At 73.9% G+C, this 22,599-nt stretch carries 22 protein-coding genes and 1 pseudogene; 15 read left to right on the top strand and 8 right to left on the bottom strand.

The genetic code is table 11. The features are described 5' to 3' along the window. Positions 1 to 165 precede the first annotated feature (165 nt). Positions 166 to 579 carry a DUF2809 domain-containing protein gene (locus tag ACIBEC_RS09770; protein ID WP_360493999.1) on the top strand — a complete coding sequence of 138 codons (414 nt, stop codon included), beginning with the start codon at positions 166 to 168 and terminating at the stop codon, positions 577 to 579. 28 nt (positions 580 to 607) lie between these two features. On the opposite strand, the gene ACIBEC_RS09765 is transcribed toward ACIBEC_RS09770, so the two are convergent. Further along, entirely contained in the window at positions 608 to 1,390 is a 783-nt protein-coding gene (locus tag ACIBEC_RS09765) for an SGNH/GDSL hydrolase family protein (protein ID WP_360494002.1), read from the bottom strand. Positions 1,391 to 1,608: 218 nt separating this feature from the next. Here ACIBEC_RS09765 and ACIBEC_RS09760 point away from each other — a divergent pair, with 218 nt between their 5' ends. Together ACIBEC_RS09760 and ddaH are read left to right on the top strand one after the other, a co-directional pair. Further along, positions 1,609 to 2,502 (top strand): 4Fe-4S domain-containing protein, encoded by an 894-nt coding sequence (locus ACIBEC_RS09760; protein ID WP_360494005.1) that lies wholly within the window; start codon positions 1,609 to 1,611, stop codon positions 2,500 to 2,502. Between the two features lie 274 nt (positions 2,503 to 2,776). Then, positions 2,777 to 3,604, top strand: coding sequence for a dimethylargininase (gene ddaH / locus ACIBEC_RS09755; RefSeq protein ID WP_360494008.1), 828 nt, complete (start codon positions 2,777 to 2,779; stop codon positions 3,602 to 3,604). Here ddaH and ACIBEC_RS09750 read toward each other — a convergent pair. The 3 genes from ACIBEC_RS09750 to ACIBEC_RS09740 are packed head-to-tail and all read right to left on the bottom strand — an operon-like array spanning position 3,591 to position 6,432. Next, complete coding sequence (locus ACIBEC_RS09750) at positions 3,591 to 4,262, bottom strand: lactate utilization protein C (protein WP_360494011.1); 672 nt, start codon at positions 4,260 to 4,262, stop codon at positions 3,591 to 3,593. The two genes, ddaH and ACIBEC_RS09750, sit on opposite strands and share 14 nt — an antisense overlap. Continuing rightward, positions 4,259 to 5,653, bottom strand: coding sequence for a lactate utilization protein B (locus ACIBEC_RS09745; RefSeq protein WP_396287858.1), 1,395 nt, complete (start codon positions 5,651 to 5,653; stop codon positions 4,259 to 4,261). Before ACIBEC_RS09745 ends, ACIBEC_RS09750 begins: the two co-directional genes overlap by 4 nt. 17 nt (positions 5,654 to 5,670) lie before the next feature. After that, a complete protein-coding gene (locus ACIBEC_RS09740) occupies positions 5,671 to 6,432 on the bottom strand; it encodes a (Fe-S)-binding protein (protein WP_360494017.1) in 762 nt (253 codons plus the stop codon). Positions 6,433 to 6,963: 531 nt separating this feature from the next. Between ACIBEC_RS09740 and ACIBEC_RS09735 the strand changes: the two genes are divergently transcribed. From ACIBEC_RS09735 to ACIBEC_RS09725, 3 genes are all read left to right on the top strand, one after another. Beyond that, positions 6,964 to 8,574: a beta-propeller fold lactonase family protein gene (locus ACIBEC_RS09735; RefSeq protein WP_360494020.1), complete on the top strand. Its 1,611-nt coding sequence runs from the start codon at positions 6,964 to 6,966 to the stop codon at positions 8,572 to 8,574. Positions 8,575 to 8,680: 106 nt separating this feature from the next. Further along, the gene (locus ACIBEC_RS09730; RefSeq protein ID WP_360494023.1) at positions 8,681 to 9,316 is read left to right on the top strand and encodes a PAS domain-containing protein; all 636 of its coding nucleotides are present in this window, start codon (positions 8,681 to 8,683) and stop codon (positions 9,314 to 9,316) included. Between the two features lie 83 nt (positions 9,317 to 9,399). Continuing rightward, positions 9,400 to 10,530, top strand: a complete 1,131-nt coding sequence (locus ACIBEC_RS09725; protein WP_360494026.1) for an aminotransferase class I/II-fold pyridoxal phosphate-dependent enzyme — start codon at positions 9,400 to 9,402, stop codon at positions 10,528 to 10,530. 120 nt (positions 10,531 to 10,650) lie between these two features. Here the strand turns inward: ACIBEC_RS09725 and ACIBEC_RS09720 are convergent, their stop codons facing one another. From ACIBEC_RS09720 to ACIBEC_RS09710, 3 genes are all read right to left on the bottom strand, one after another. After that, on the bottom strand, positions 10,651 to 11,433 hold the full coding sequence (locus ACIBEC_RS09720) for a glucosamine-6-phosphate deaminase (protein WP_360494029.1): 783 nt from the start codon (positions 11,431 to 11,433) through the stop codon (positions 10,651 to 10,653). A gap of 207 nt (positions 11,434 to 11,640) precedes the next feature. Continuing rightward, positions 11,641 to 12,048 (bottom strand): hypothetical protein, encoded by a 408-nt coding sequence (locus tag ACIBEC_RS09715; RefSeq protein WP_360494032.1) that lies wholly within the window; start codon positions 12,046 to 12,048, stop codon positions 11,641 to 11,643. A gap of 172 nt (positions 12,049 to 12,220) precedes the next feature. Next, positions 12,221 to 12,799: an SDR family oxidoreductase gene (locus tag ACIBEC_RS09710; RefSeq protein WP_360494035.1), complete on the bottom strand. Its 579-nt coding sequence runs from the start codon at positions 12,797 to 12,799 to the stop codon at positions 12,221 to 12,223. Here ACIBEC_RS09710 and ACIBEC_RS09705 point away from each other — a divergent pair. From ACIBEC_RS09705 to ACIBEC_RS09695, 3 genes and pseudogenes are all read left to right on the top strand, one after another. Further along, complete coding sequence (locus tag ACIBEC_RS09705; RefSeq protein ID WP_360494038.1) at positions 12,786 to 13,547, top strand: serine/threonine protein kinase; 762 nt, start codon at positions 12,786 to 12,788, stop codon at positions 13,545 to 13,547. The two genes, ACIBEC_RS09710 and ACIBEC_RS09705, sit on opposite strands and share 14 nt — an antisense overlap. Next, positions 13,544 to 15,163, top strand: coding sequence for a serine/threonine-protein kinase (locus ACIBEC_RS09700; RefSeq protein WP_360494041.1), 1,620 nt, complete (start codon positions 13,544 to 13,546; stop codon positions 15,161 to 15,163). The genes ACIBEC_RS09705 and ACIBEC_RS09700 overlap by 4 nt, the downstream gene beginning before the upstream one ends. A gap of 97 nt (positions 15,164 to 15,260) precedes the next feature. Beyond that, a pseudogene (locus ACIBEC_RS09695) lies at positions 15,261 to 15,764 on the top strand (ionic transporter y4hA); the annotation flags it as partial. A 457-nt stretch (positions 15,765 to 16,221) separates the two neighbouring features. Here the strand turns inward: ACIBEC_RS09695 and ACIBEC_RS09690 are convergent. After that, positions 16,222 to 17,199, bottom strand: coding sequence for an LPXTG cell wall anchor domain-containing protein (locus tag ACIBEC_RS09690; RefSeq protein ID WP_360494044.1), 978 nt, complete (start codon positions 17,197 to 17,199; stop codon positions 16,222 to 16,224). A gap of 454 nt (positions 17,200 to 17,653) precedes the next feature. Here ACIBEC_RS09690 and ACIBEC_RS09685 point away from each other — a divergent pair, with 454 nt between their 5' ends. The 6 genes from ACIBEC_RS09685 (at position 17,654) to ACIBEC_RS09660 (ending at position 22,568) form a co-directional block, all read left to right on the top strand. After that, positions 17,654 to 18,937 (top strand): geranylgeranyl reductase family protein, encoded by a 1,284-nt coding sequence (locus ACIBEC_RS09685; RefSeq protein ID WP_360494047.1) that lies wholly within the window; start codon positions 17,654 to 17,656, stop codon positions 18,935 to 18,937. Positions 18,938 to 19,139: 202 nt separating this feature from the next. Further along, positions 19,140 to 19,826, top strand: coding sequence for a TNT domain-containing protein (locus ACIBEC_RS09680; RefSeq protein WP_360494049.1), 687 nt, complete (start codon positions 19,140 to 19,142; stop codon positions 19,824 to 19,826). 139 nt (positions 19,827 to 19,965) lie between these two features. Next, positions 19,966 to 20,598 (top strand): GNAT family N-acetyltransferase, encoded by a 633-nt coding sequence (locus tag ACIBEC_RS09675; protein WP_360494052.1) that lies wholly within the window; start codon positions 19,966 to 19,968, stop codon positions 20,596 to 20,598. A 70-nt stretch (positions 20,599 to 20,668) separates the two neighbouring features. Continuing rightward, positions 20,669 to 21,535 (top strand): alpha/beta fold hydrolase, encoded by an 867-nt coding sequence (locus tag ACIBEC_RS09670; RefSeq protein WP_360494054.1) that lies wholly within the window; start codon positions 20,669 to 20,671, stop codon positions 21,533 to 21,535. 115 nt (positions 21,536 to 21,650) lie between these two features. Further along, complete coding sequence (locus tag ACIBEC_RS09665) at positions 21,651 to 22,094, top strand: hypothetical protein (protein ID WP_360494057.1); 444 nt, start codon at positions 21,651 to 21,653, stop codon at positions 22,092 to 22,094. A 66-nt stretch (positions 22,095 to 22,160) separates the two neighbouring features. Next, a complete protein-coding gene (locus tag ACIBEC_RS09660; protein ID WP_360494060.1) occupies positions 22,161 to 22,568 on the top strand; it encodes a DUF3040 domain-containing protein in 408 nt (135 codons plus the stop codon). The last annotated feature ends 31 nt before the right edge of the window (positions 22,569 to 22,599 follow it).

The following is a 22,599-nucleotide window of genomic DNA, read 5'->3' as shown; positions in this document are numbered from 1 at the left end:
TGGTTCATCGGGGGGAGGGACGTCCGGAGCCGCACGGTGGTTCCTGCGGGGCGGGTGAGATGGCCCCCACCCGTACCCGTCCGCCCCGTCCGCGCGCTCCCTGCCCCTGACCGCCGACGCGCCCCGGACGACGCGGGTGCCACCGCAGCGGGGTAGCGTGGGCCCGTGGATGATCTTGGGGGGAACCTGCGTGCCCGCACGGCCGCAGGGGCAGCAGCCGTGGTGACGGTGGCCGCGGGTCTGGGTGTGCGGGCGGTGGCGGGCGGGGACGTCGCCAAGTGCGCCGGGGACGCGCTCTACACCGTCCTGGTGTACGCGCTGGTGGTGCTGGTCGCGCCGAGGATCCGGCCGGCCCGGGCTGCCGCCCTGGCGGCCGCGCTGAGCTGGGCCGTGGAGCTGTTCCAGCTCACCGGGCTGCCGGACGCCTGGGGTCGCCGGAGTACGCTCGTCCGGCTGGTCTTCGGCTCGACGTTCAACCCGCCGGACCTGTTCTGGTACCTGGTCGGCGCGGGCGCTGCCGTGCTGCTCCACCGGGTGCTGCGGGCCGTTCGCAGCGCAGCACCCGGCGGAGCGGCCTGACGGATCGTCAGAACAATGTGACGCTCCGTCAGAGTGGCATCAGGTCGGGCCGCTTGGCCTCGACATGATCGCCCGAGGACTCGCCGCGCAGGCGTCGGCCGACCCAGGGGATCAGGTACTCACGGGCCCACTGGAGGTTTTCGCGCCGCTGGTCGGCGGGGGTGAGCGCGGGGGCGTCCGGCCACGGCGCCTCCGGGTCCTGCTCGGTGGCCAGGCCCAGCGAGCGGGCGGCCAGTAGGGCGACCCGCTGGTGGCCGTCGCCGGACAGGTGCAGACGGTCCTCGCTCCACGCACGGCGGTCCTGCACCGCGCGCAGCGACCACAGATCGGCCACCTTGCAGCCATTGCGGTCGGCGACGGCCCGCATGTGCCCGTTGTAGGTCGCGATCTTGCCGCGCAGGTGCTTGAGCAGCGGCACCTCGCGGGTGTCGAAGCCGGTGCAGATCAGCACCGTCCCGGCGGACTCGACGAGTTGGACGACGGCGGCCTCGAAGCGCTCGGCCACCTCGTCCGGGTCGCTGCCCGGCCGCAGGATGTCGTTGCCGCCGGCGCAGAAGGTGACCAGGTCGGGCTGGAGCCGGCGGACCTGAGGCACCTGCTCGGCCGCGATCTGGTCCAGCAGTCGGCCACGCACCGCCAGGTTGGCGTAGCGGAACGCGCCCGGCGGGCGCCCGGCGGCGAGCAGCCCGGCCAGGCGGTCGGCCCATCCGGCGAACCTGCCGTCGACACCGGGGTCGTTCAGGCCTTCGGTGAAGCTGTCCCCGAGGGCGGCGTACGAGCTGAGGTCAAGGGTCTCCTGGAGGTACGGCATGAAAGAGATAGTTCACCCAATCAAGTGACCTACGCCACCGTAGGTCGCCCCGGCCGCACGTGAGATGGACCACGTACCCTCGTCGGCTCTCCTCGCGGCTCGGAGCGCCGCACCCCGGAAAGAACAAGATCCTTACCCCCTTTCGCTTTTGGGCCCGCCCGGCCGATGCTCGAAGGGAGCGACCGCCCGGGTCGCCGTCCTCCCGGGGGAGAACAGCCATGGCCATCGACACGCGCTTTGACGTACCCGAGAAGTGGTCCATCGACGACCGCTGCACCAACTGCGACGTCGCCCGGCAGCTCGCACCCGACCTGGTCCGCGAGCACGCCGGCCGGTCCGAGCTGGTCCGCCAACCGCGCGACGAGGCCGAGCGCCGACAGCTGCGGGCCGCCGCCCACGCCTGCCCGACCCGCTCCATCCGCCCCGGCTCCAGCCCGCTCGACCCGGCCGGCGACCCCTTCCCGCTCGCGCTCGACGACGACGTGCTGCTGCTCGGCCACAACTCCCGCTGGACCGCGGGCGCCAACTCCTACCTCTGCCGCCGCCCCACCGGCTGGGTGATGGTCGACACGCCCCGCTACAGCGAGGCGCTCGCCGCCCGCTACGCCGCACTCGGCCCGGTCACCGACATCCTGCTCACCCACCGCGACCACGCCAGGCACGGCCGGGAGTACGCCGCCCGGCTCGGCGCCCGGCTCTGGATCCACGAGGGCGACCTCGAGGCCGTGCCCGACGCGGACCGGGTACTGCGCGGCACCGAGCCGGTTGAGATCGGGCCCGGCCTGGTCGCCCACCCGTTCCCCGGCCACACCCGCGGCAGCGTGCTGTTCGTCGCCGAGGAGCGGTACTGCTTCAGCGGCGACAGCCTGTACTGGTCCCGCACCACAGAGGACGTGGAGGTGCAGGAGGCCATCACCTGGTACTCGATCGAGGAGCAGGCCGCCTCGCTGGAGCGCAGCCTGGGCGTGCTCCGCTTCGAGTGGCTGCTGCCCGGCCACGGGGAGCGGCGCCGGATGCCCGCCGAGGAGGCGGACCGCCGGCTGCGCTCCCTCGCCGAACGCTGCCGGACGCTGCGGCCCGCGCCGGTGGATTTCACCGCGCTCCGCTGGTAGCCACGCGGGCCTGACCGGCGGCCCGCCCACCACGGTTGCCCGCCAGCAGCGCCGACAATGCCGAGAGCGCCGAGAGCGCCACCACGCCGACAGCGCCCACAGTGGCGGAGCGTTCGTGCGCCGGTGCTCGCGCCGGGTGCGCGGGGGCGTGCGTCCACCGGGGGCGCCCGCGCGGGTGTGCGAATGGTGCCACCAGGGCAGCCGCCTCTGCAACAGCGCGGTGTTCCGTACCGGCGGAACCCGGGCCACCCCGCGATCCAAGGACGGTTGACCTATGCCCACGCAGACCCCGGAGCGCACCGCCCGGCCACGGCGCTACCTGATGTGCAGGCCGACGCACTTCACCGTGGACTACGCCATCAACCCGTGGATGGACCCGGCCCAGCCCACCGACACCGCGCTCGCGCTGCGCCAGTGGGAGCGGCTCCACCGGACCTACCGCCGCCTCGGCCACACCGTCGAGCTGATCGACCCGCTGCCCGGCCTGCCGGACATGGTCTACGCCGCGAACGGTGCGACCGTGCTGGACGGCCGGGCACTGGTGGCGACCTTCCGCTACCCGGAGCGCGCCGCCGAGTCGGACGCCTACCAGGCCTGGTTCCGGGGGCGCGGCTATCGCGAGGTGCGCCGCGCCGGGCACGTCAACGAGGGCGAGGGCGACCACCTGGTGGTGGGCCACCGGGTGCTCGCCGGGACGGGCTTCCGCAGTTCGCGCGCGGCGCACGCCGAGGCGGGCGAGCTGTTCGGCGTCCCGGTGGTCAGCCTGAACCTGGTCGACCCGCGCTTCTACCACCTGGACACCGCGCTGGCCGTGCTCTCGGACGACCACGTCATGTACTACCCGGAGGCCTTCGACGCCGACAGCCGCGCCGTGCTGCGCGCGCTCTACCCGGACGCCATCCTCGCCGACCGCGCCGACGCCGAGGTGTTCGGGCTCAACGCGGTCTCGGACGGCCGCCGGGTGCTGCTGCCGGAGACGGCCAAGAACCTGGCGGGCCGCCTCGCCGAACACGGCTACGAGCCGATACCGGTGGACGTCTCGGAGCTGCTGAAGGGCGGCGGCGGGGCCAAGTGCTGCACCCTGGAGCTCAGGCCGGCCTGAGCTCCGGCCCGACCAGCAGCACCTCCAGGGTGCGCGGCCCATGCACCCCCTCCACCCGGTCGAGTTCGATGTCGCTGGTCGCGGACGGCCCCGAGATCCAGGTCTGCGGCCGCCGGGGATCCAGGCGCGGCAGCGCGAGCGGCACCGAGGCGACGACCTGCTCCGGCGCCCGGACGACGCACACGTGGTGGTCCGGGACGAGCGAGAGCAGCCGACGCCCCTGGCCCGGCCCCGCGTCCAGCACGATCGTCCCGGTCTCGGCGACGGCCAGCGCGCAGCCGGTGACCACGCTGTCCACGGTGTCGAGCCGGGCGACGGTGAGCGTCCCGTCGTCCGGCACGAGTTCGACGGCGGGGGCGCTCGCGGCCAGCCACCCGGACGGCAGCCCGGCCGGCACGGCGACCGTCCGGCTGCCCCGCTCGGCCAGCAACCCGGCGATCCGCCGCGGCAGTTCGTCCTCGCGGCACCGGTGCACCCGCGCCCGGTACTCGGCCAGGTTGCGGTGCAGCAGGTCGACCAGCGCCGCCGGGTCGTCCGTCGGCACGTGCGCCGCCAGGTAGCCTCGCGGCAGCGGCTGTTCGTCCACCCCGGCGGCGTCGCCGAGCGCCGCCCGGATCCGGGCGAGGATCGACTCCCGTGCGGTCGTGTGCGGTTTCACGTGCGGTTCCTCCGCCACCAGTCGCGGAACGGTTCGGCGGGCACCTCCGGCAGGTCCCGGGTGTCGGTCCACGCGCGCCCCGGCCCGGGCAGCCGGCGTGGGTGCAGCGCGCGGGTGCGCCCGGCCAGCCGTTCGGCGGCCGCGAGTGCCGCCGGGTGGTCCAGCACGTACCCGGCGGCGGCCATCGCCGCCCGCTCCAGCGGGTGCCCGCCCTGCTCCGCGACCCGCTCGCGCAGGTGCACCAGCACCTCCGGGATGTCGATCGCCACCGGGCACACCTCGTAGCAGGCCCCGCAGAGCGAGGAGGCGTACGGCAGTGAGGCGTCCACCGGGCTTGCCGTGCCGCGCAGTTGGGGCGTCAGGATGGCGCCGATCGGGCCCGGGTACACCGAGCCGTACGCGTGCCCGCCGGCCCGCTCGTACACCGGGCAGACGTTGAGGCAGGCCGAGCAGCGGATGCAGCGCAGCGCCTGGCGGCCGACCCGGTCGGCGAGCGCGGCGGTGCGGCCGTTGTCCAGCAGCACGAGGTGGAACTCGGACGGGCCGTCGCCCGCGCTCGTGCCCGTCCACATCGAGGTGTAGGGGTTCATCCGCTCGGCGGTGGAGGAGCGGGGGAGCAGTTGGAGGAAGACCTCCAGGTCCCGCCAGGTCGGCACGACCTTCTCGATCCCGACCACGGAGATCAGCGTACGCGGCAGGGTGAGGCACATCCGACCGTTGCCCTCGGACTCGACGACGACCAGGGTGCCGGTCTCGGCGACCATGAAGTTGGCGCCGGAGACGGCCACCCGGGCGCGCAGGAACTTCTCCCGCAGGTGCAGCCGGGCGGCCTCGGCGAGTTCGGCGGGGGAGTCGGTGAGGCCCTCGGGCGCCGGACGGCCCCAGGCGGCCATCCGGTCGGCGAAGATCTCCCGGATCTCGGCGCGGTTGCGGTGGATCGCGGGCACCAGGATGTGCGAGGGGCGGTCGTCGCCCAACTGCACGATCAGCTCGGCGAGATCGGTCTCGTAGGCGGTGATGCCCTCGGCGCTGAGCGCCTCGTTCAGCCCGATCTCCTGGGTGGCCATCGACTTGACCTTGACGACTTCGGTCTCTCCGGTGGCCCGGACGAGGCCGGCGACGATCCGGTTGGCCTCCTCGGCGTCGGCGGCCCAGTGCACGGTGCCGCCGGCCGCCGTGACGGACTCCTCCAACTGCACCAGGTAGCGGTCGAGATGGCGCAGCGTGTGGTCCTTGATCGCCTTCCCGGCCTCGCGCAGCTCCGCCCAGTCGGCGAGTTCGGCGACCGCCCGGGCCCGCTTGTCGCGGATGGTGTGGGTGGCATGCCGCAGGTTGGCGCGCAGCCGCTCGTCCCGGACGGCCCGGGCGGCGGCCTCGGGGAAGGCGGGCATGCCGAGGAACGCTTGCGTCACGCGGGCCTCCAGGGGTGTTCCTCGGTGCTGGCCAGGACCTCCGCCAGGTGCAGCGGGCGCAGCGTCTCGCCCCGGCGGCGCAGCGTGCCGTCGAGGTGCAGCAGGCAGGAGTTGTCGGCGCCGCACAGCACCCGGGCGCCGGTGCCGAGGGCGTTCGCGACCTTGTCGGCGGCCATGGCGGCCGACACCGCCGCGTTCTTGACCGCGAAGGTGCCGCCGAAGCCGCAGCACTCCTCGGCGCCGGGCAGCTCGACCAGCTCCAACGCCCGGACGGCGCGCAGCAGTCGGCGCGGCCGCTCGCCCAGGCCGAGCAGCCGCAGGCCGTGGCAGGAGGGGTGGTAGGTGACGGTGTGCGGGAAGTACGCGCCGACGTCCTCGACGCCGAGCACGTCGGTCAGGAACTCGGTGAGCTCGTACACCCGGGGCGCCAAGTCGGCGGCGAGGTCTGCCAGTTCGGTGCCGCGGCCGTCGGCGGCGGCCCGGGTGCCGATCCGCGGGTAGTTGTCGCGGACCATCGCCACGCAGGAACCCGAGGGCGTGACCACGTGGTCGTATCCGGCGAAGGCCCGGGCCGTGCGCCGCACCAGCGGTTCGCAGCCCTTCCGGTAGCCGGTGTTGTACTGCGGCTGCCCGCAGCAGGTCTGCCCGGCGGGGAAGTCCACCGTCACGCCGAGGCGTTCCAGCAGCCGCACGGTGGCGATCGCGGTGGCGGGATACAGCGCGTCGTTGACGCAGGTGGCGAACAGCGCGACCCGCATCCGGCCTCCCTCCGGTCGTACGGCACCGGCCCGCTCGTGATCGGGTACCGGACCGCTCGTGATCGTATCGAGCGGACCGGTGCCGTGGTGGGAACTCGCGCTCCTGCGCCCGAAGTCGGGTGCGGGAACCGGAGGTCAGGTCCCGAGCAACCGGTCAGGCGCCGAGCCGCAGGTCCGGGCCGAACACCTCGTAGTGGATGTCTCTTCTACGAGCACGTACTGGCGGATCTGCCGGGCACCGTCGGGCAGATCCTGAACCGTTCGGCCCGGGGGTCGCCCCGGTGAACCGGTCGAATCTGAACAGTTGGCGACATTAGTTGTCACTCCCTGACGGGCAGTCAGGGTGGCTTCTACGCTTCGTGCGGCCCCGGGCCGCCCCTCGCGTGGTGCCCGTGCGGCCCACATCGCCCACCCGCAGGTGACGTACCACACGTGACCCGCGGCCCAGCGGCCCAGCAGCACCGCCCGTATCGCCTACCGCTTGGAGAGACCGTGAGAACATGCCGAGCCCCCCGCCGGACCCTGACGGCCGTGACCGCGATAGCCGCGGCCACGGCCGCACTGCTGTCCCAGCCCGCCACCGCCCAGGCCGCCGCACCGCCGCCGACCGTCACCGCCCAGGTGCCGGTGGCGCCCTACCCGGCGGGCCTCGCCCTCGCGCCGGACGGCCGCCACGCCTACGTGACCAGCCAGAGCAGCGGCACCGTCAGCGTGCTGGACACCGCGAGCAACACCGTGAGCGGCAGCTTCACCGCCGGCACCGGCTCCTACGCGGTCGCCCTCTCGCCTGACGGGCACCGCGCCTACCTGACGCATCACCTGGACAACACGGTCAGCGTCGTGGACACCGCGAGCCACACCGTCACCGCGACCGTCCCGGTCGGCACCCAGCCCTGGGGACTCGCCCTCTCGCCGGACGGCTCGCGCGCCTATGTGAGCAACGCCGCCGCCAACACCGTGAGCGTGCTGGACACTTCGTCCAACACGGTGACCGCGACCGTCCCGGTCGGCGCCGAGCCGCACGGGCTGGCCGTCTCGGCGGACGGCAAGCGGCTGTACGTCGGGGCCTCCGGCGACAAGGCGGTGAACGTCGTCGACACCGCGGGCAGCGCGGTGAGCGCCACCGTTCCCGTCGGCCACAGCGCCTTCGGCCTCGCGCTCAGCCCGGACGGCAGCCGTCTCTGGGTGGCCGACGGCGACGACAGCACGGCCGCCGTGATCGACACCGCGGCGAACACGGTCCTCGGCACCGTCCCGGTCGGCGCCGGCCCGTACGCCGTCACCGTCGCCCCGGACGGCTCGGCCGCGTACGTGTCCAACTACGCCGACAACACGCTGAGCGTGGTGGACACCGCGAGCCGGACCGTCACCGCGACCGTCCCGGTGGGCGCGAGCCCGTACACCCTGGCGCTGGCCGCCGACGGGCGGGACGGCTACCTCGCCGACTTCACCGGCAGCGCCGTCCAGCTGCTGCACTTCCCGCTGCCCGTACCGGCCGTGACCGCGATCACCCCGAACGGCGGCTCCGGGACGGGCGGCACCACGGTGACCGTCACCGGCACCGACCTGAACGGCGCCACCGCGGTGACCTTCGGCGCGGCCGGCGCGGCCACCTCGTTCGGCTGCACCAAGACCCGCTGCACCGCGACCGCCCCCGCCACCACCGTGACCGGTCCGGTGGACGTCCAGGTCACCACGCCCGGCGGCACCAGCGCGGCCGTCGCCGCCGACCGGTTCACCTACACCGCGCCCAGCGCCCACCTGGGCGTCGCGCTCACCGCGACCCCGGTGACCCAGCTGCTCGCCAGCCGGGTCGACTACACGATCACCCTCGCCAACCAGGGGCCCGACCCGATCACCGCGGCCACCGTCGCCGCCGACCTGCCCGCCGGGCTGACCGCGACCTCCACCGACTGCGCCATTGCCGCCGGGAAGCTCACCTGCACGCTGGCCGCACCGCTCGCCAAGGGCGCGACCGCCACCCGGCACTTCTCGATCAAGGTCGGCCTGTTCTCGCTGGTCCGCAGCTGGGACGTCACCGTGGCCCGCTCCGCCGGCGCGCCCGCCGACCCGTCGCCCGGCACCAGCCGGGACACCCGCAGCTGCTCCTCCGTCCTCGGGCTGTCGATCACCTGCACGTAGGACCTGCCGCTCACCTGCGCGCCGAGGCCGTGCCGGAACGTTCCGGCAGGGCCTCGGCCGTCGGCGGTGCTGGACTAAGTGTCCGATCTGGACGTACAGTCCAGACATGCCCTCGGAGAACACCGATCCGCGCGTCCGGATCTTCGCCCCGGTCTGCCGTGCGGTCGCCCTGCTGCTCGGCCCGTACGCCGAGGTGGTGCTGCACGACCCCGCCACCGACCGGGTCCTCGCCATCTGGAACCCGATGACCCCCCGCGCCCCGGGCGACCCGTCGATGCTCGGCGAGCTCGACGAGGTCGACCCCTCAGCCCCCGACGTCTACGGCCCGTACGAGAAGTCGCTGCCCGACGGCCGCCGGCTCTCCTCTGTCAGCGCCGTACTGCGCGACGACGCCGGACGGCCCTCGGCGGTGCTCTGCGTCAACCTCGACCGAGGCCCGCTCGAACAGGCCGCCGCCCTCCTGGCCGGCTTCGCCGCCCCCACCGCGCCGCGCCCCGAACCGCTCTTCGAACGCGACTGGACCGAGCGGATGAACGACGTCATCGGCGCCCACGTCCGCGCGCAGGGCCGCCCGCTGGAGCGCTTCACCCGCGAGGACCGGCTCGCCGTGCTGCACGAACTCGACCAGGCCGGGGTGTTCGCCGTCCGACGCGCCGTCCCCGTCGTCGCCACCGCGCTGCGGATCTCCCGCTCGACCGCCTACAGCCTGCTCGCCGAGCTCAAGCACCCCGCAGGCCCGTGAGCCCCACAGGCCTCGCAGCCCCGTAGGACAGCAGGACCCGTAGGCCCCGCAGCCCCACGGGCCTCAGGAAGGAACAGCCCCCCATGCCCCAGCTCCCCGAATTCCGCCTCGAAACCCACCTCTCGCGCTGGGAGTTCACCGCCCCCCACCACCTCACCGCCTCCGACGCCCAGACCATGACGATGGCCGAGCTGCTCGCCCTGGCCGGCCCCGAGGACCGCGAGGCCTGGGACACCCTCGCCCTCGGCTACACCGAGACCTTCGGCGACCCCGGGCTGCGCCGGGCGATCGCCGGGATGTACGAGCGGGTCGACGCGGACGACGTGCTCTGCTTCGGCGGCGCCCAGGAGGGGCTCAACCTCGCCATGCGGGTGCTGCTCGAACCGGACGACCACGCGGTCGTGGTGACCCCCAACTACCAGTCCGCCGAGACCATCCCGCTCTCCCTGTGCGAGGTCACCGGCGTCGCCCTGGACGAGCGGCAGGACTGGGCGCTCGACCTCGACGCGGTCGAGGCGGCGCTGCGCCCCAACACCAGGGTGCTGTCGGTCAACTTCCCCAACAACCCCACCGGCGCGGTGATCGACGCCGCCGACTTCGCCCGGCTCGTCGACATCTGCGACGAGCGCGGTATCCGGGTCTTCTCGGACGAGGTCTACCGCGGCCTGGAGCGCGACCCGGCTCGCACCCTGCCGCAGGCCGCCGACCTCTCCGAGCGGGCCCTCTCCCTCAACGTCACGTCCAAGTCGCTCGGCCTTCCCGGCCTGCGGATCGGCTGGATCGCCTGCCGGGACAAGGAGCTGCGCGCCCGCCTGGAACGGGCCAAGCACTACACCACGATCTGCAACTCGGCACCGAGCGAGGTGCTGGCCCGGATCGCGATCACCGCCCGGGAGCGGATCCTGGCGCGCAACCGCGGCATCATCGCCGAGAACCTGCCGCTCTTCGACGCCTTCTTCGCCGAGTTCGCCGACCTCTTCGAGTGGCGCGCCCCGGACGGCGGCTGCGTCGCCTTCCCGCGCTACATCGGGGCGGACGGCGTGGAGGACTTCTGCACGGGGCTGGTCGAACAGGCGGGTGTCATCCTGCTGCCCGCGAGCATCTTCCGCTCCGAGCTGACCCCCACCCCGACCGACCGCTTCCGCATCGGCCTCGGCCGCCGCGACCCGGGCCCGGCCCTGGATGCCTTCGCCGCCTGGCTCCGCAAGCGCTGACCGGCGCACTCCGGCACCCGGCGCACTCCGGCACCCGCCGACACGACGAGGCCGGGGCGCCGGCCACCGAGGGGATCGGTGGCCGGCGCCCCGGCCGTCACGGCTGCGCCGCGGGAGTGCTCAGAGCTTCTGCCAGGCCGGCTTGGCCGCGTAGGTGTCGCGGAAGTAGTCGGCGAGCTTGAGGCGGGCGGCGGCGGCCTCGTCGACCACCACGGTGGCGTGCGGGTGCAGCTGGAGCGCCGAGGCGGGGACGGCGGCGCACAGCGGGCCCTCGACGGAGAGGGCGACGGCCTCGGCCTTGGCCTCGCCGGTGGCGAGCAGCACCAGGTGGCGGGCCTCCAGGATGGTGCCGATGCCCTGGGTGATGACGTGGTGCGGGACCTCGTCGATGCTGTCGAAGAAGCGCGCGTTGTCCTCGCGGGTCTGCCGGGTCAGGGTCTTGATCCGAGTCCGGGAGGCCAGCGAGGAGCAGGGCTCGTTGAAGCCGATGTGGCCGTCCGTGCCGATGCCGAGAAGCTGGAGGTCGACGCCGCCGGCCTCGGCCAGCGCGCGGTCGTAGGCGGCGGCCGCCGCGGCGATGTCCGTCGCGTTGCCGTCCGGGCCCAGGAAGGAGCCCTCGGTCAGGCCGAGCGGCTCCACGACCTCGCGCAGCACCACCGAGCGGTAGGACTCCGGGTGGCCGGCAGGCAGGCCGACGTACTCGTCCAACTGGCAGATGCGCGCCCGGGAGGCGTCCAGTCGGCCGTCGCCGACCCGCGCGGCGAGGGCCTGGTAGATCGGCAGCGGGGTCGAGCCGGTCGCCACGCCGAGCAGGGCGTCGGGCTTGTCGGTCAGCAGATCGGTGATCGCCGCGGCGATGAGTTCGCCGGCCGCTGGGGCGTCTGGGACGATCACGATTTCCATACTGGGTCCACCGTTCTGAGGCGCGTATGAGGTCTAGACCTCCGAGGTCTAGACCAGTTTGCCGTGAACGGGTGCCCCAGGTCCACCCGAGGCCTGGTCGGGGGCGGTGTGCCCGGAAGGGTCGAGGGCCGAGGGGCGGTGCGACCGGGATGGCCGAACTGGCAGGGCGGCCGCCGGGAACGGGGGTCCCGGCGGCCGGCCCCGTGATCAGAACGGGTTGGTACAGGTGGTGACCTGCTTGGCCGCGTCCAGCGCCGGGCCGGCGGTGGCGCAGATGATGCGCAGGTCGGTGGTGACGACGCGCGGGGTGACGGCCTTGGCGGAGCCGATCCGCACGGTGGTGGCCGAGGCGGCGGTCTCCCATGGGCTGCCCCAGGCGGCCTGGGTGCGGACCTCGACCCTGACGACCGTCAACTGGGTCGGGTCGGCGGTGACCTGGGCGACGCCGACGACGCCCTCGCCGTCGGCCTGGTGCGAGATGCAGGGGCGGTTGAGCACCGTGGTGCAGGCCACGGTGTCGGTCTCGGACGTTGCCGTGGCGGCCATGGCCGGTCCTGCCGTCAGCCCGGCGATCCCTGCCGCCGTCATCATCACAGCTGCGATCCGAGTGCGCATGATGCGAACCTCCTTGGAAATTAAGGGAATCTCACTCCTTGGGATGAGTGTTGCACACATTGTGAACGCCGCGTGTGTGCGTTGCGTCACACTCATGGTGACCGTTCAACTACATACCGCAATCATTTCGCCGAGTGTTCGATATCCGGACGACCCACGGCCTGGCGGGCGATCAGTTCGTGGGCGGCAGCACCATCCGGCGTCCGGCCGTGGCCCCGCCGTCCAGCGGCACCGAAGCGCCGGTCCGGTACCCGAAATCGTCCGAGGTCAGCGCCAGGATCGCGCGCGCGATCTCCTCCGGCTCGGCCATCCGTTCCAAGCCCCCGACGTTCAACGGCCCGTAGGCCTTCTTGAACTGCGCCCAGGCCGCGTCCGGGATGCCCGGCGGCCGGACGCAGGCCGTGTCCGCGGTGCCCGGGAGGACCGCGTTTGATCCGGATGCCGATGGTGCCGTACGCCGGCGCCGCCGCCTTGACCAACCCTTGGATCGCTCTTTTGCTCGCCGTGTACGCAGCGCCGTTCGGCCGGGCCCGCCTCGGCCGACCGGCCCGACCCTCCGACCGGAAGGAGAAGGGCGCTCCTCCCGTGGGCGGACGGCAACTCCGGGCGAGCCGGACGGCGTTGGGGCGTTGGCGGCGTTGCGGCGTTGGCGGTGTCCCTTCACTCGTCCGGGTGGCGGATTGCCGACGGGGCGAATCGGGCGGATACCATCGACCCGATCCCACGGAGGTGGCTGCGTGGACACGGTCATCGTGCAACTTCCCGGTCCGGGGCCCGAGATGGCGCCCGGCGAAGCGCCCGCGCTGGTGCGGATGGGCCCGGGCGAGGCCGCGGTGTTCGGGCGCGGCGAGCCCGGCCGACCGGTCGCCATCCCGCTGCCCGACCAGGGCGTCTCCCGCCGCGCGGGCGAGGTGGTCGCGGCCGAGGACTACTGGCGGCTGTCCAACTTCAGCGCCTCCGCGACCTACGTCGTGGAGAACCTGGAGGGCGCGGGGGAGCACATCAAGGTCGCCCCCGGCCGGCTCGGCGCGCCCGTGCCCTTCGAGCTCTCCCGCGTGCTGCTGCCCGCGCTCGGCGAACCCGCCTCCTTCAAGGTCTTCGCCCCGCAGCACGCCTACCTGGACGGCCGTCCCGGCGGCGCCGACGGCGAACACACCGTCAGCCCCTTCGCCCTGGACCCGACCGCCAAGTACTTCCTCGTGCTGCTCGCGCTCTGCGAGCCCCGGCTGCGCTCGCCCTCCTCCGCCGCCGTCCCCGGGGTGACCGAGGTGCTGGCCCGGCTGCGCGCCCTGCCCTCCTGCCACGGGCTGACCCGCTCGGCGGTGAACTACCACATCGACTACCTGGTGGAGACCAAGCTGCGGCTGCGCGAGCCGTACGAGGAGGGCCCGGGCGGCGGCAAGCGCGAGGAACTCGCAGCCCTGGCACTGAAGTTCGACCTCGTCCGGGAGGAGCACCTGGCCCTGCTCCCGCCCCGGCGCGCGGCCGCCCGGCCGTGACGCCCGACGCCGGGCCCGACGCCGGGCCCGATCCGGAGCCGCCGAAGGGACTGCCCCCCGGCCACCACCGACCGGACGACCCTTCGCCGGAAGGCCGGTCGCCGCAAGACCCGTCGCCGGACGGCCCGCCCTTCGAGGTCCCGGACGGCTACCCGATCGCCGGCTACCGCCTCGGCGCCTTCCTCGGCGCGGGCGCCTGGGGCAGCGTCCACGCCGCCGAGGGCCCGGACGGCACCCCGGTCGCCGTCAAGCTCCTCGGCGCCGCCCGGTTCAGCCCCGGCCAGCGGCGGACCGTGGCCCGGATGGCCCGCAGCGAGCAGCGCTTCAGCCGCCGCGCCGACCACCCGCACCTGATCCGCACCTTCGCCGTGGTCACCGTCGAGGACCCGGACCACCCGGGCCTGGACGGTGCCGTCGCCCTGGTGATGGAGCGCGCCGCCCGCAGTCTGCAGGACCTGCTGGCCGTCGCCCGTCCCGGCGGCGCGGTGCCCGGTGCCGAGCGGATCCTCGCCGAGGTCTGCGCCGGGCTGACCCACATGCACCGGGTCGGCTGGGTGCACGGGGACCTGAAACCGGCCAATATCCTCCTGATGCCCGACGGCACCGCCAAGATCGCCGACTTCGGCCTCACCGCGGAGCTGGAGGGCACCCACGCCTACGCCCCGCCGCTCGGCTCGCCCGACCACGTCCCGCCCGAGTGGTGGTCCCAGCGCACCGGCGCGCGCGGTGTCGCGGTGCGCCCCAGCGCCGACGTCTGGGCCTACGGGGTGATCGCCCACCAACTGCTCACCGGCGGTCCGCACCCCTTCCTCGGCGCCACCGCCCGGGCCCGTTCGCTGGCCGCCCAGGCGTACGCGCGCGGCGCGGCGCCGCTCCGGCTGGACGCGGCACTGCCCGCGCGATGGCGTCCCGTGGTCACCGCCTGCCTCGCCCCCGGGCAGGAGGAACGGGCCCGCGCCGACCTCGCCGCGCTGGTCGCCCGGGCCACCGCCCCGCCGGCCCGGCACCGCCGCGCCGCCGTACGGGCCGGGGCGGGCCTGCTGGCCTGCGCGCTCGCCGCCCTCGCGCTGACCGGTGGTCCTGAGCCCGCCGGGCCGGGCGCCCACCGCGCCCGGCTGCCCGCTCCGCCCCCGCTGTCGGCCCCGCCCCCGCTGCCCGGCGCGATCCCGGCGGGCTCGGACGTCCCGGTCGCCTACCGGGACATGATCCTGAACGCGGCCCGGCGCTGCCCTGAGCCGGAGGTCACCCCGGTGCTGCTGGCCGCGATGCTGAAGGCCGAGAGCGGCTTCGACCCGAACGCCGCCCGCCCGGAGACCGGCGAGTACGGCATCGCCATGTGGACGCCCGGCGTCTTCGAGGCCTGGGCCAAGGCGGCCACCCACCCCGGCCCGAAGTCGTACTTCGACCCGGGCGACGCGATCGCCGCGATGGGCAACTACGTCTGCTGGCTCGACCAGCAGCTCAAGCGCGGCGGCTTCACCCGCGACCTGCCGGCCCTGGTCACGGCCGCCTACCGGACCAGCGACAAGACCGTGGAGGCGACCGGGGGCGTCCCGGACCGGGTGCGGGCCCATGTCGACAAGGTGCTTCAGTACCTTGCCGACTACGGCGGGTGAACGCGCAAACCGGGATCAGTTGTGCCATACCCCCACCCCCACGTATCCCGGCGCGGGCACTCGGGTGACGGGCGCCAGGTCTGGGATCCTCGGCGGCATGATCACGAAGCTCCGCGCGGGCGCCGCGCAATGGACCGTCGTCGTTCCGGTGGTGTCGTTCGTCGTGCTCGTCCTGACCTGGCACAAGGACCTGCCCGGCTGGGTGGTGGGCGTGGTCGCGTGCTTCCTGGTGGCCGCCGTACTGTCCGCCGTGCACCACGCCGAGGTCATCGCGCACTGGTCGGGGGAGCCGTTCGGATCCCTGGTGCTCGCGGTGGCGGTCACCGTGATCGAGGTCGCGCTGATCGTGACGCTGATGGCCGACGGCGGGGACAAGTCCTCCACCCTGGCCCGGGACACCGTGTTCGCCGCCGTGATGATCACCTGCAACGGCATCCTCGGCCTGTCCATCCTGGTCACCGCGGTCAAGTACCGCACCGCCGTCTTCAACGCCGAGGGCACCGGCGCCGCGCTCGCCTGCATCGCCACCCTCGCGACCCTCAGCCTGGTACTGCCGACCTTCACCACCAGCTCGCCGGGCCCGCAGTTCTCCACCACCCAGCGGTACGTGGTGCCGGCGGTGAACCCGTGAGGGTGGGTCAGCCGTAGTCCCAGGTGGAAGTCCCTGGCCCGTTCCCCCGTGCGGCCAGGGGCTTCCGGCGTTCCGGGGGTCGGGGCCTGGCGGGTCAGACGGGTCAGACGGGTCGGGTGGGTCAGGCAGCTCTGGTGAGGTTCGTGGTGCCGGTGGTGAACCCGGGACGGCGGGCCGCCCGTAGACCGGGATGAGGGCCGCCGGTTTCACCCCCGTGGCCGGGGGCCCTCGTCGGCGACGGCACCGTCGGCCGTGCCCCCCCGGGGACACGGGTGCCGTCGTACGACACGGAGCCCCCGGACCCGCGACTGCCCGCGGGGCCAGGGGCTCCGTGATGCCGCGGCTCAGACGCGGCGGGTGCCCGAGGCGGGTGCCCGAGGCGCGGTCAGCGCCTCGGGCGGGCCCGGTGCCTCGGCAGTCCGGTGCCTCAGGAGGAGGTGCGGCGGCGGCGCGTGTAGACCACCGTGCCCGCGCCCGCGAGCAGCAGGACGGTGCCGGCGCCCGCGTACAGCAGGGTGCCGTCGCTACCGGTGCTGGCCAGCTTCTTGCCGTCCGAGGGGGCACCCGGGATCGGGGTGGGGACGCTGACCTTGGTGGGCAGGGTCAGCGGCTCGTCCGGGTTGACCGGGGTGTCGGTGGTGGGGGTGTGCACCGGCACGGTGGCGGTCGGCGGGTTCGACGGGCCCGGGCTCGGGATGTCGGTGGGGGCGCCGGTCGGCTCGTCGGTGGGCGCGCCGGTCGCCGGGGCGGTGGGCGCAGGCGTGGTGGGCGCCGGGGTGGTCGGGGTCCCGGACGGCTTCGGGGTGGCGCTCGCGGTCGGCGAGGCCGGAGCCGACGGGCTGTGCGACGGCGTGGTCGGCACGCTGGTCGGGCCGGTGGACGGGGTCTTGGTGGGGGTCGGCGTCACGGTCGGCGAGGGCTTGCCGGTCGGGGCCGGGGTCTGGCCGCCGCAGTCGACCTTGAAGACCTTGTGCTTGGGGTTGTTGAGCTTCGTGCCCTGCGGCAGCTCGCCGTTGACCAGCTCGACGGACTGCCAGTACAGCTTGTAGTGGCCGTCCGGCAGGTGGATGTCCTCGGTGCGGACGTGGCCGTGGCCGTCGACCGGGAGGTCGCCGTACGCGACGAGCTTCTCCGTGGGGCCGCCGCCGACGGTGGTGATCGCCCAGATCACGTCCTGGTTGGCGTCGAAGCCGAATGAGTCCAGGTAGAAGCTGCAGACCTTGGGCTCGTTGCGGACGTCCTCCTGGCCGGTGGCGGCGTCGTGGATCTTGACGGTGCCGTTGTTGCCGGGGGCGCCGCCCTTGCCGCCGGCGGTGGCGTGCGCGGCGGCGGGGGCGAGCAGCATCAGGGCGGCGGCGGTCGGGACGGCCACCAGGGAGCGTGCGGCGGTGGAGCGGATGCGCATGGCTAGTTCCATCGGGTTCGGCAGGCCGGACGAGCCTGCGCGGTGGGAGGGAGCCTCTGGTCGGCCGTTCGGCGGGAGCCGGTGCCGTACGACGGGAGGGGCACAAAAGTTCCCGCAGAGAGAAACGTGACGCAAGGGAGGTTTGGCCGAAATGCATCGCTGTGGACGGTTAGTCCGACTAGTTCGTTACAACGATCCGATCACCCGGTTGTCGTGATTTCGTGTGCGCTCAGGCCGGTGCAGGTGGTCGGCGGCGATCGGTGGCGGTCAACTCCGCTCCCCGACCCGGCGGGTGAACCTGCGATGCCGAGGTGGCCGGTATTGACCGGTCCTCGGGCCCGGCCTGCGTGTCGGGGCGGCGTGCGGGCTCCAGGTTTCTCTATCGTCCGTCTGGAACCGCCCAGTCCGCTGATTCCGTTGCGCGTGCAGCCGATCCGACCCGTGGGAGAGTGCGATGCCCGGCCCAGAGCAGACCGCCGAGGAGAGTGCCGACGTCATCGTGGTCGGTGCCGGCCCGGCCGGCTCCACCGCCGCCGCCCACCTCGCCCGGACCGGCCTGGACGTCCTGCTGCTGGAGAAGTCCGCCTTCCCGCGCGAGAAGGTCTGCGGCGACGGCCTCACCCCGCGCGTCGTCAAGCAGCTGACCGACCTCGGCATCGACGTCTCCGAGGAAGCCGGCTGGCTGCACAACCGGGGCCTGCGGCTGATCTCCGGCCGGCGCTCGATCGAGTTCGACTGGCCCGAGCTCTCCGCCTTCCCCGGGTTCGGCCTGGTCCGCCGCCGCGCCGACTTCGACCACCTGCTCGCACAGAAGGCCGCCTCCTGCGGCGCCCGGTTGATCGAACGCGCCAATGTCGCGGGCCCCGTGGTGGACGAGCGGACCGGCCGGATCACCGGCGTCACCGCCAAGCTGGGCGAGGACCGCCGGCCCGTCGCCTACCGGGCCCCGATCGTGGTCGCCGCCGACGGCAACTCCACGCGGCTGTCCGTCGCCATGAAGCGCTACCGTCGCACCGACCGCGCGATGGGCGTCGCCTACCGGACGTACTTCACCACCCCGCGCCACGAGGACCGCTACCTGGAGGCCTGGCTCGACCTGCGCGACCCCAACGACCCGGCCCGACGCCTGCTGCCCGGCTACGCCTGGGTGTTCGGCATGGGCGACGGCACCGCCAACGTCGGCCTCGGCGTCCTCAACACCGCCAAGACCGACGTGGACTGGCGGGAACTGCTGCGCCGCTGGTGCGAGGACCTGCCGCCCGGGTACGGCTACACCCCCGACGGCGTCACCGAGCCGATCCGCGGTGCCGCTCTCCCGATGGGCCTCAACCGCCAACCGCACTACGCGGACGGCCTGTTGCTCATCGGCGACGCCGGCGGCACGGTCAGCCCGGGCACCGGCGAGGGCATCGCCTACGCGATGGAATCCGGCCGCTACGCCGCCGAGACCATCGTCCAGGCCCTCGCCCGCCGCACCGACCGCGGCCGCGAACTCGCCCTGCGCGCCTACCCGCAGGCGCTGCGCTCCGCCTACGCCGGCTACTTCGCGCTCGGCCGGCTGGCCGCCGACCTGCTCGGCCGTCCCAAGCTGCTCGGTGCCGCCGGGGCCACCGGACTCGGCCACCCGGCGCTGCTGAAGGTGGCGTTCCGGCTCATGGTCAACCTGACCGAGCCCAACTCCAAGGACTCCCTCGACCGGCTGCTCCACCTGATCGGGCGGGTCGCGCCGGGGCGGTGAGCGGAACCGAGCCGGACCGCTCATTCTTTCGAGTGAGCGGTCCCGTGTCCCGGCTTGGACGAAACCGGGGAATCCAGCACGGTTTCCGCCAAGTCGTGTTGACGAATGATCAGCAGATCCGCTTGCCTGGTACCCGTCCGGACACGGAGGGTGACTGAAGCGCCTCTCCGCATGACCCATTGACCCCCATGACGGAGACACCGTGCGCCTTCGCCTTCGCCTGCTCGTCACGCCCCTTGCCGCAGCCGCCGCCGTGCTCGCCCCGAGCATCCCGGCCGCCGCCGCCACGGCCACCGCAGACACGGCCGCCGCCACCGGGCGGGCGGCCACCCCGTCCGACCAGTGCTCGGCCGCCTTCTTCCACGACGACGCGCGCCTCGGCCCGCAGGACCTCCCGACCGCCGGCCCGGTCGGCCGCCAGCTCGTCGGCTACCAGCGCACCGGCGGCGCGAGCGACCAGGCCTTCCTCGCGAAGTACTACGACCCGGCCGCCAACGGCGGCAAGGGCGGCTGGATCTACCCGCCCGCCGACGGCTACGTGACCCTGCCCGACGGCAGCCCGGTCGAGTTCGACCTCACGCTCTACCCCAACCAGAACATCGACCGCTACGGCAGCGAGTACGGCGCCTTCCTCGCCCCCGAGGGCCTGCCCTACGCCGACCGCGCGATCCCGCCGCAGAGCCTGGACGGCAACCCGCCGGCCGCCTGCAACTACCACGACTACAAGGTCGTCAAGCCGTTCAAGGTGCACGCCGGCCCGATCGCGCCGTGGTTCAACCAGCCCGGCTGGGGCCTGCAGTACCAGCTCGACGCGGCCCTGGTGCCCGGTGGCCCGACCAAGCTGAACGTGATGTGGCTGGTCGACAACGGGTACCTCGCCCGAATCTGACCCCGGCTTCACGGACGGCCGCGCCCGGTGACCAGCCCCTCTGGTCACCGGACGCCGCCGCCACCGCCAGCGGACGCCACCACCACCGCCACCGGATTATTCGCTGGCAGGCGCGGCGGACCGGGGGTAGGAAGGCCGGATGACCACCAGCGACACCCCCACCGGCGCCCCCACGGCCCAAACCCCCGCCGACCGGCGCGTCTTCCGGCCCGCCGTCCTCGACGTCGGCGACGCCCTGCTGCGCCCCTGGGGAAGCGCCCTCGACCTGTCCGGCGGCGTCGTCCCCGCACTCGTCGCCGCGTCGACGGACCCGGACATCGCCCGCTGGAACCCGTTGGGCGTCACCGATCCCGCCGCCGCCGAGGCCTACCTCGACCGCTGCGACACCCACTGGGCGGACGGCACCATGGCCGCCTTCGCCGTCACCGACGCCGCCCACGGCACCCTCCTCGGCAACGCCTTCCTGCGGTGGACCAACCAGGCCGACGGCGTCGCCATGGTCGGCTACTGGCTGCTTGCCGCCGCCCGGGGCCGCGGCCTGGCCACCCGCGCCACCACCGCCGTCACCCGCTGGGCCGTCGAGGCCGCCGACGCCCGGCGCATCGAGCTGTTCCACGCCGTCGGCAACGACCGCTCCTGCCGGGTCGCGGAGCGCGCCGGCTTCCCGTACGAGGGCACCCTGCGCGCCTCGTGGCGCTTCGACGGGCGCGACTACCAGGACGAACACCTGCACGCCCGGCTGGCGACGGACCCGGACCCGGATCTCGGCTGACCGGGAGCGGCGGAAGAGCCTATGATCACTGGCGCTCCTATGGCTTCTGACGGAACGTGAGGAACGGTCGATGGCACTTCAGCACCACCACGGCGAGGTCAACGGGATACGGATGCACTGGGTCTCCGCCGGCGCCGGGGACCCGGTGGTCCTGCTCCACGGCTGGCCCCAGACCTGGTACGAGTGGCGCCACCTGATCCCGGTGCTGGCGGAGCGGCACCTGGTGATCGCCCCGGACCTGCGCGGGTGGGGCGAGACCGAGCGCCCCGCCGACGGCTACGACGTGGCCACCGCGGCCGCCGACGTCCGCTGCCTGCTCGACCGCCTCGGCGTCGGCAGTGCGCACGTCGTCGGACACGACTGGGGCACCCCGATCGGCTACCACCTGGCGGCCACCGACCGCGACCGGGTGCGCTCGTTCACCGCGCTGGAGGCGAGCATCCCCGGCGCCGGCGGCGAGGAGCTGCTGAACTTCTCCCAGTCCTGGAACCCGCTGTGGTTCTTCCCGTTCCTCGCGACGCCCGGGCTCCCGCAGCAGCTCATCGGCGGCGGTGCGCAGACCACCTTCTTCACCTGGATCCTCACCCAGATGGCCCGGACGACCCCCGGCTCGCTCACCGAGGACGACATCGCGGTCTACCTGAAGGCGTACGGCGACGACGACGCGGTGCGTTCCAGCTGCGAGTACTACGTCAACACCTGGGTCAGTGCCGAACAGGTCCGCGACGCCGCCCGGGTGCCGCTCGACATCCCCGTGCTGGCCGTCGCCGGGGAGCGCTCCCTGGGACAGCACATGATCGACTTCGTCCGCCGCCTCGCCCCGGACGCGCAGGGGGTCATCCTGTCGGGCTGCGGCCACCTCGTCCCCGAGGAGCGCCCCGCCGAACTCGCCCGGCTCGTCACCGACTTCCTGGCGGGCGTGGCCGCGACGAGCTGAGCCCTCGTGGTTGCCGCCGGGAAGTTCCCGCCCGGCAGGCAGCGCGCCGGACGGGTGAGCGGCCTAACCTGGAAGGGCGCGTACGGTGCGTGGCCTGCAAACGGAAGCGGTGGCCATGACGGTGATCTCGGCGGCTCTCTTCGGTACCGACTGGCGGCCCGCGCTGCCCGGTGGTGCCGAGCTGCTGCGCGAGTGCGCCGCCCGGGGCTGGACGGTCGTGCTGACCGGGCCCGGGCCCGTCGGGGCCCCGGCCCTGACCGTGGCCGCCCCCGGGGTCGATCCGTTGCGGGCGGCACTGGAGCTGGTGGACGGCGGCCCCTCGCACGCCGTGGCCGTCGCCGGGAGCGTGCGCGAGGTTCGGGCGGCGCGGCGGGTCGGGGTGCCGTGCGTCGCCCTGGAGGCCGGCGGGGACGCCGGTCCGGAGCTGCGGGCGGCGGGTGCGGCCGAGGTCCACCGCGATGCCGCCGCCCTGCTGCGCGTCCTGGACGACAGCCTGCTCGCCCGTCCCCGGGCCTTCGGCCCCGTGGGTGCCGGAACAGGCGGTGCCCGGAACGGTTAGCGCCGGCCCGCACCGGGAAATCGCCCGGGTGCGAGCACGTCACCGGAAGTGTCGGAGGTGACCGAGATGGACGGACCCGCTTTGAGCGGTTGGGAGCGGCGGCTCCTCGAGGAGATCGAGTCCGATCTGCGCCAGGACACACGGCTCGACCGGAAGCTGAGCACGATGGGCGCCAAGCGGCCCAGCCGGGTCCGGCGCGTGCTCCGCGCCGTCGGGCACCGGGTGACGGCGGGGGTGGTGCTGACCGCTCTGGTGATGACGGCGATCTGCCTCAGCGTGGGCGTACGGACCCCGACCACGGCGGTGCTGGCCGCGCTCGGGGTGGTCTGGGCGGCAACCGTGGCGGCCGCGGTCGCCACCTCGGAGCTGCTGCGCCGGCGCAGCGCCTCCCGGGCGGGCCGGGCCGAGACGGCCGCGCCGGAGGAGCCCCGCGAACGCCGCGAACGGCGGCCCTGGGACCGGCCGGAGGCGTGACGCGATGAGCGAGTCGCGATGGGTGAGCCCC

This window comes from Kitasatospora sp. NPDC051164, from assembly GCF_044455625.1.
Taxonomy (GTDB): Bacteria; Actinomycetota; Actinomycetes; order Streptomycetales; family Streptomycetaceae; genus Kitasatospora.
The sequence above is the reverse complement of the archived record's forward strand: the minus strand, read 5'-3'. Positions and strand labels throughout refer to the sequence as shown.

Coding starts and splice junctions, on each gene's coding strand:
- ACIBEC_RS09765 (WP_360494002.1), bottom strand. CDS start 1,390: ATGCCGTACCTCCAGGAGACCCTTGACCTCAGCTCGTACGCCGCCCTC.
- ACIBEC_RS09760 (WP_360494005.1), top strand. CDS start 1,609: ATGGCCATCGACACGCGCTTTGACGTACCCGAGAAGTGGTCCATCGAC.
- ddaH (WP_360494008.1), top strand. CDS start 2,777: ATGCCCACGCAGACCCCGGAGCGCACCGCCCGGCCACGGCGCTACCTG.
- ACIBEC_RS09745 (WP_396287858.1), bottom strand. CDS start 5,653: ATGCCCGCCTTCCCCGAGGCCGCCGCCCGGGCCGTCCGGGACGAGCGG.
- ACIBEC_RS09740 (WP_360494017.1), bottom strand. CDS start 6,432: ATGCGGGTCGCGCTGTTCGCCACCTGCGTCAACGACGCGCTGTATCCC.
- ACIBEC_RS09730 (WP_360494023.1), top strand. CDS start 8,681: ATGCCCTCGGAGAACACCGATCCGCGCGTCCGGATCTTCGCCCCGGTC.
- ACIBEC_RS09725 (WP_360494026.1), top strand. CDS start 9,400: ATGCCCCAGCTCCCCGAATTCCGCCTCGAAACCCACCTCTCGCGCTGG.
- ACIBEC_RS09720 (WP_360494029.1), bottom strand. CDS start 11,433: ATGGAAATCGTGATCGTCCCAGACGCCCCAGCGGCCGGCGAACTCATC.
- ACIBEC_RS09715 (WP_360494032.1), bottom strand. CDS start 12,048: ATGCGCACTCGGATCGCAGCTGTGATGATGACGGCGGCAGGGATCGCC.
- ACIBEC_RS09710 (WP_360494035.1), bottom strand. CDS start 12,799: ATGACCGTGTCCACGCAGCCACCTCCGTGGGATCGGGTCGATGGTATC.
- ACIBEC_RS09690 (WP_360494044.1), bottom strand. CDS start 17,199: ATGCGCATCCGCTCCACCGCCGCACGCTCCCTGGTGGCCGTCCCGACC.
- ACIBEC_RS09685 (WP_360494047.1), top strand. CDS start 17,654: ATGCCCGGCCCAGAGCAGACCGCCGAGGAGAGTGCCGACGTCATCGTG.
- ACIBEC_RS09675 (WP_360494052.1), top strand. CDS start 19,966: ATGACCACCAGCGACACCCCCACCGGCGCCCCCACGGCCCAAACCCCC.
- ACIBEC_RS09670 (WP_360494054.1), top strand. CDS start 20,669: ATGGCACTTCAGCACCACCACGGCGAGGTCAACGGGATACGGATGCAC.
- ACIBEC_RS09665 (WP_360494057.1), top strand. CDS start 21,651: ATGACGGTGATCTCGGCGGCTCTCTTCGGTACCGACTGGCGGCCCGCG.
- ACIBEC_RS09660 (WP_360494060.1), top strand. CDS start 22,161: ATGGACGGACCCGCTTTGAGCGGTTGGGAGCGGCGGCTCCTCGAGGAG.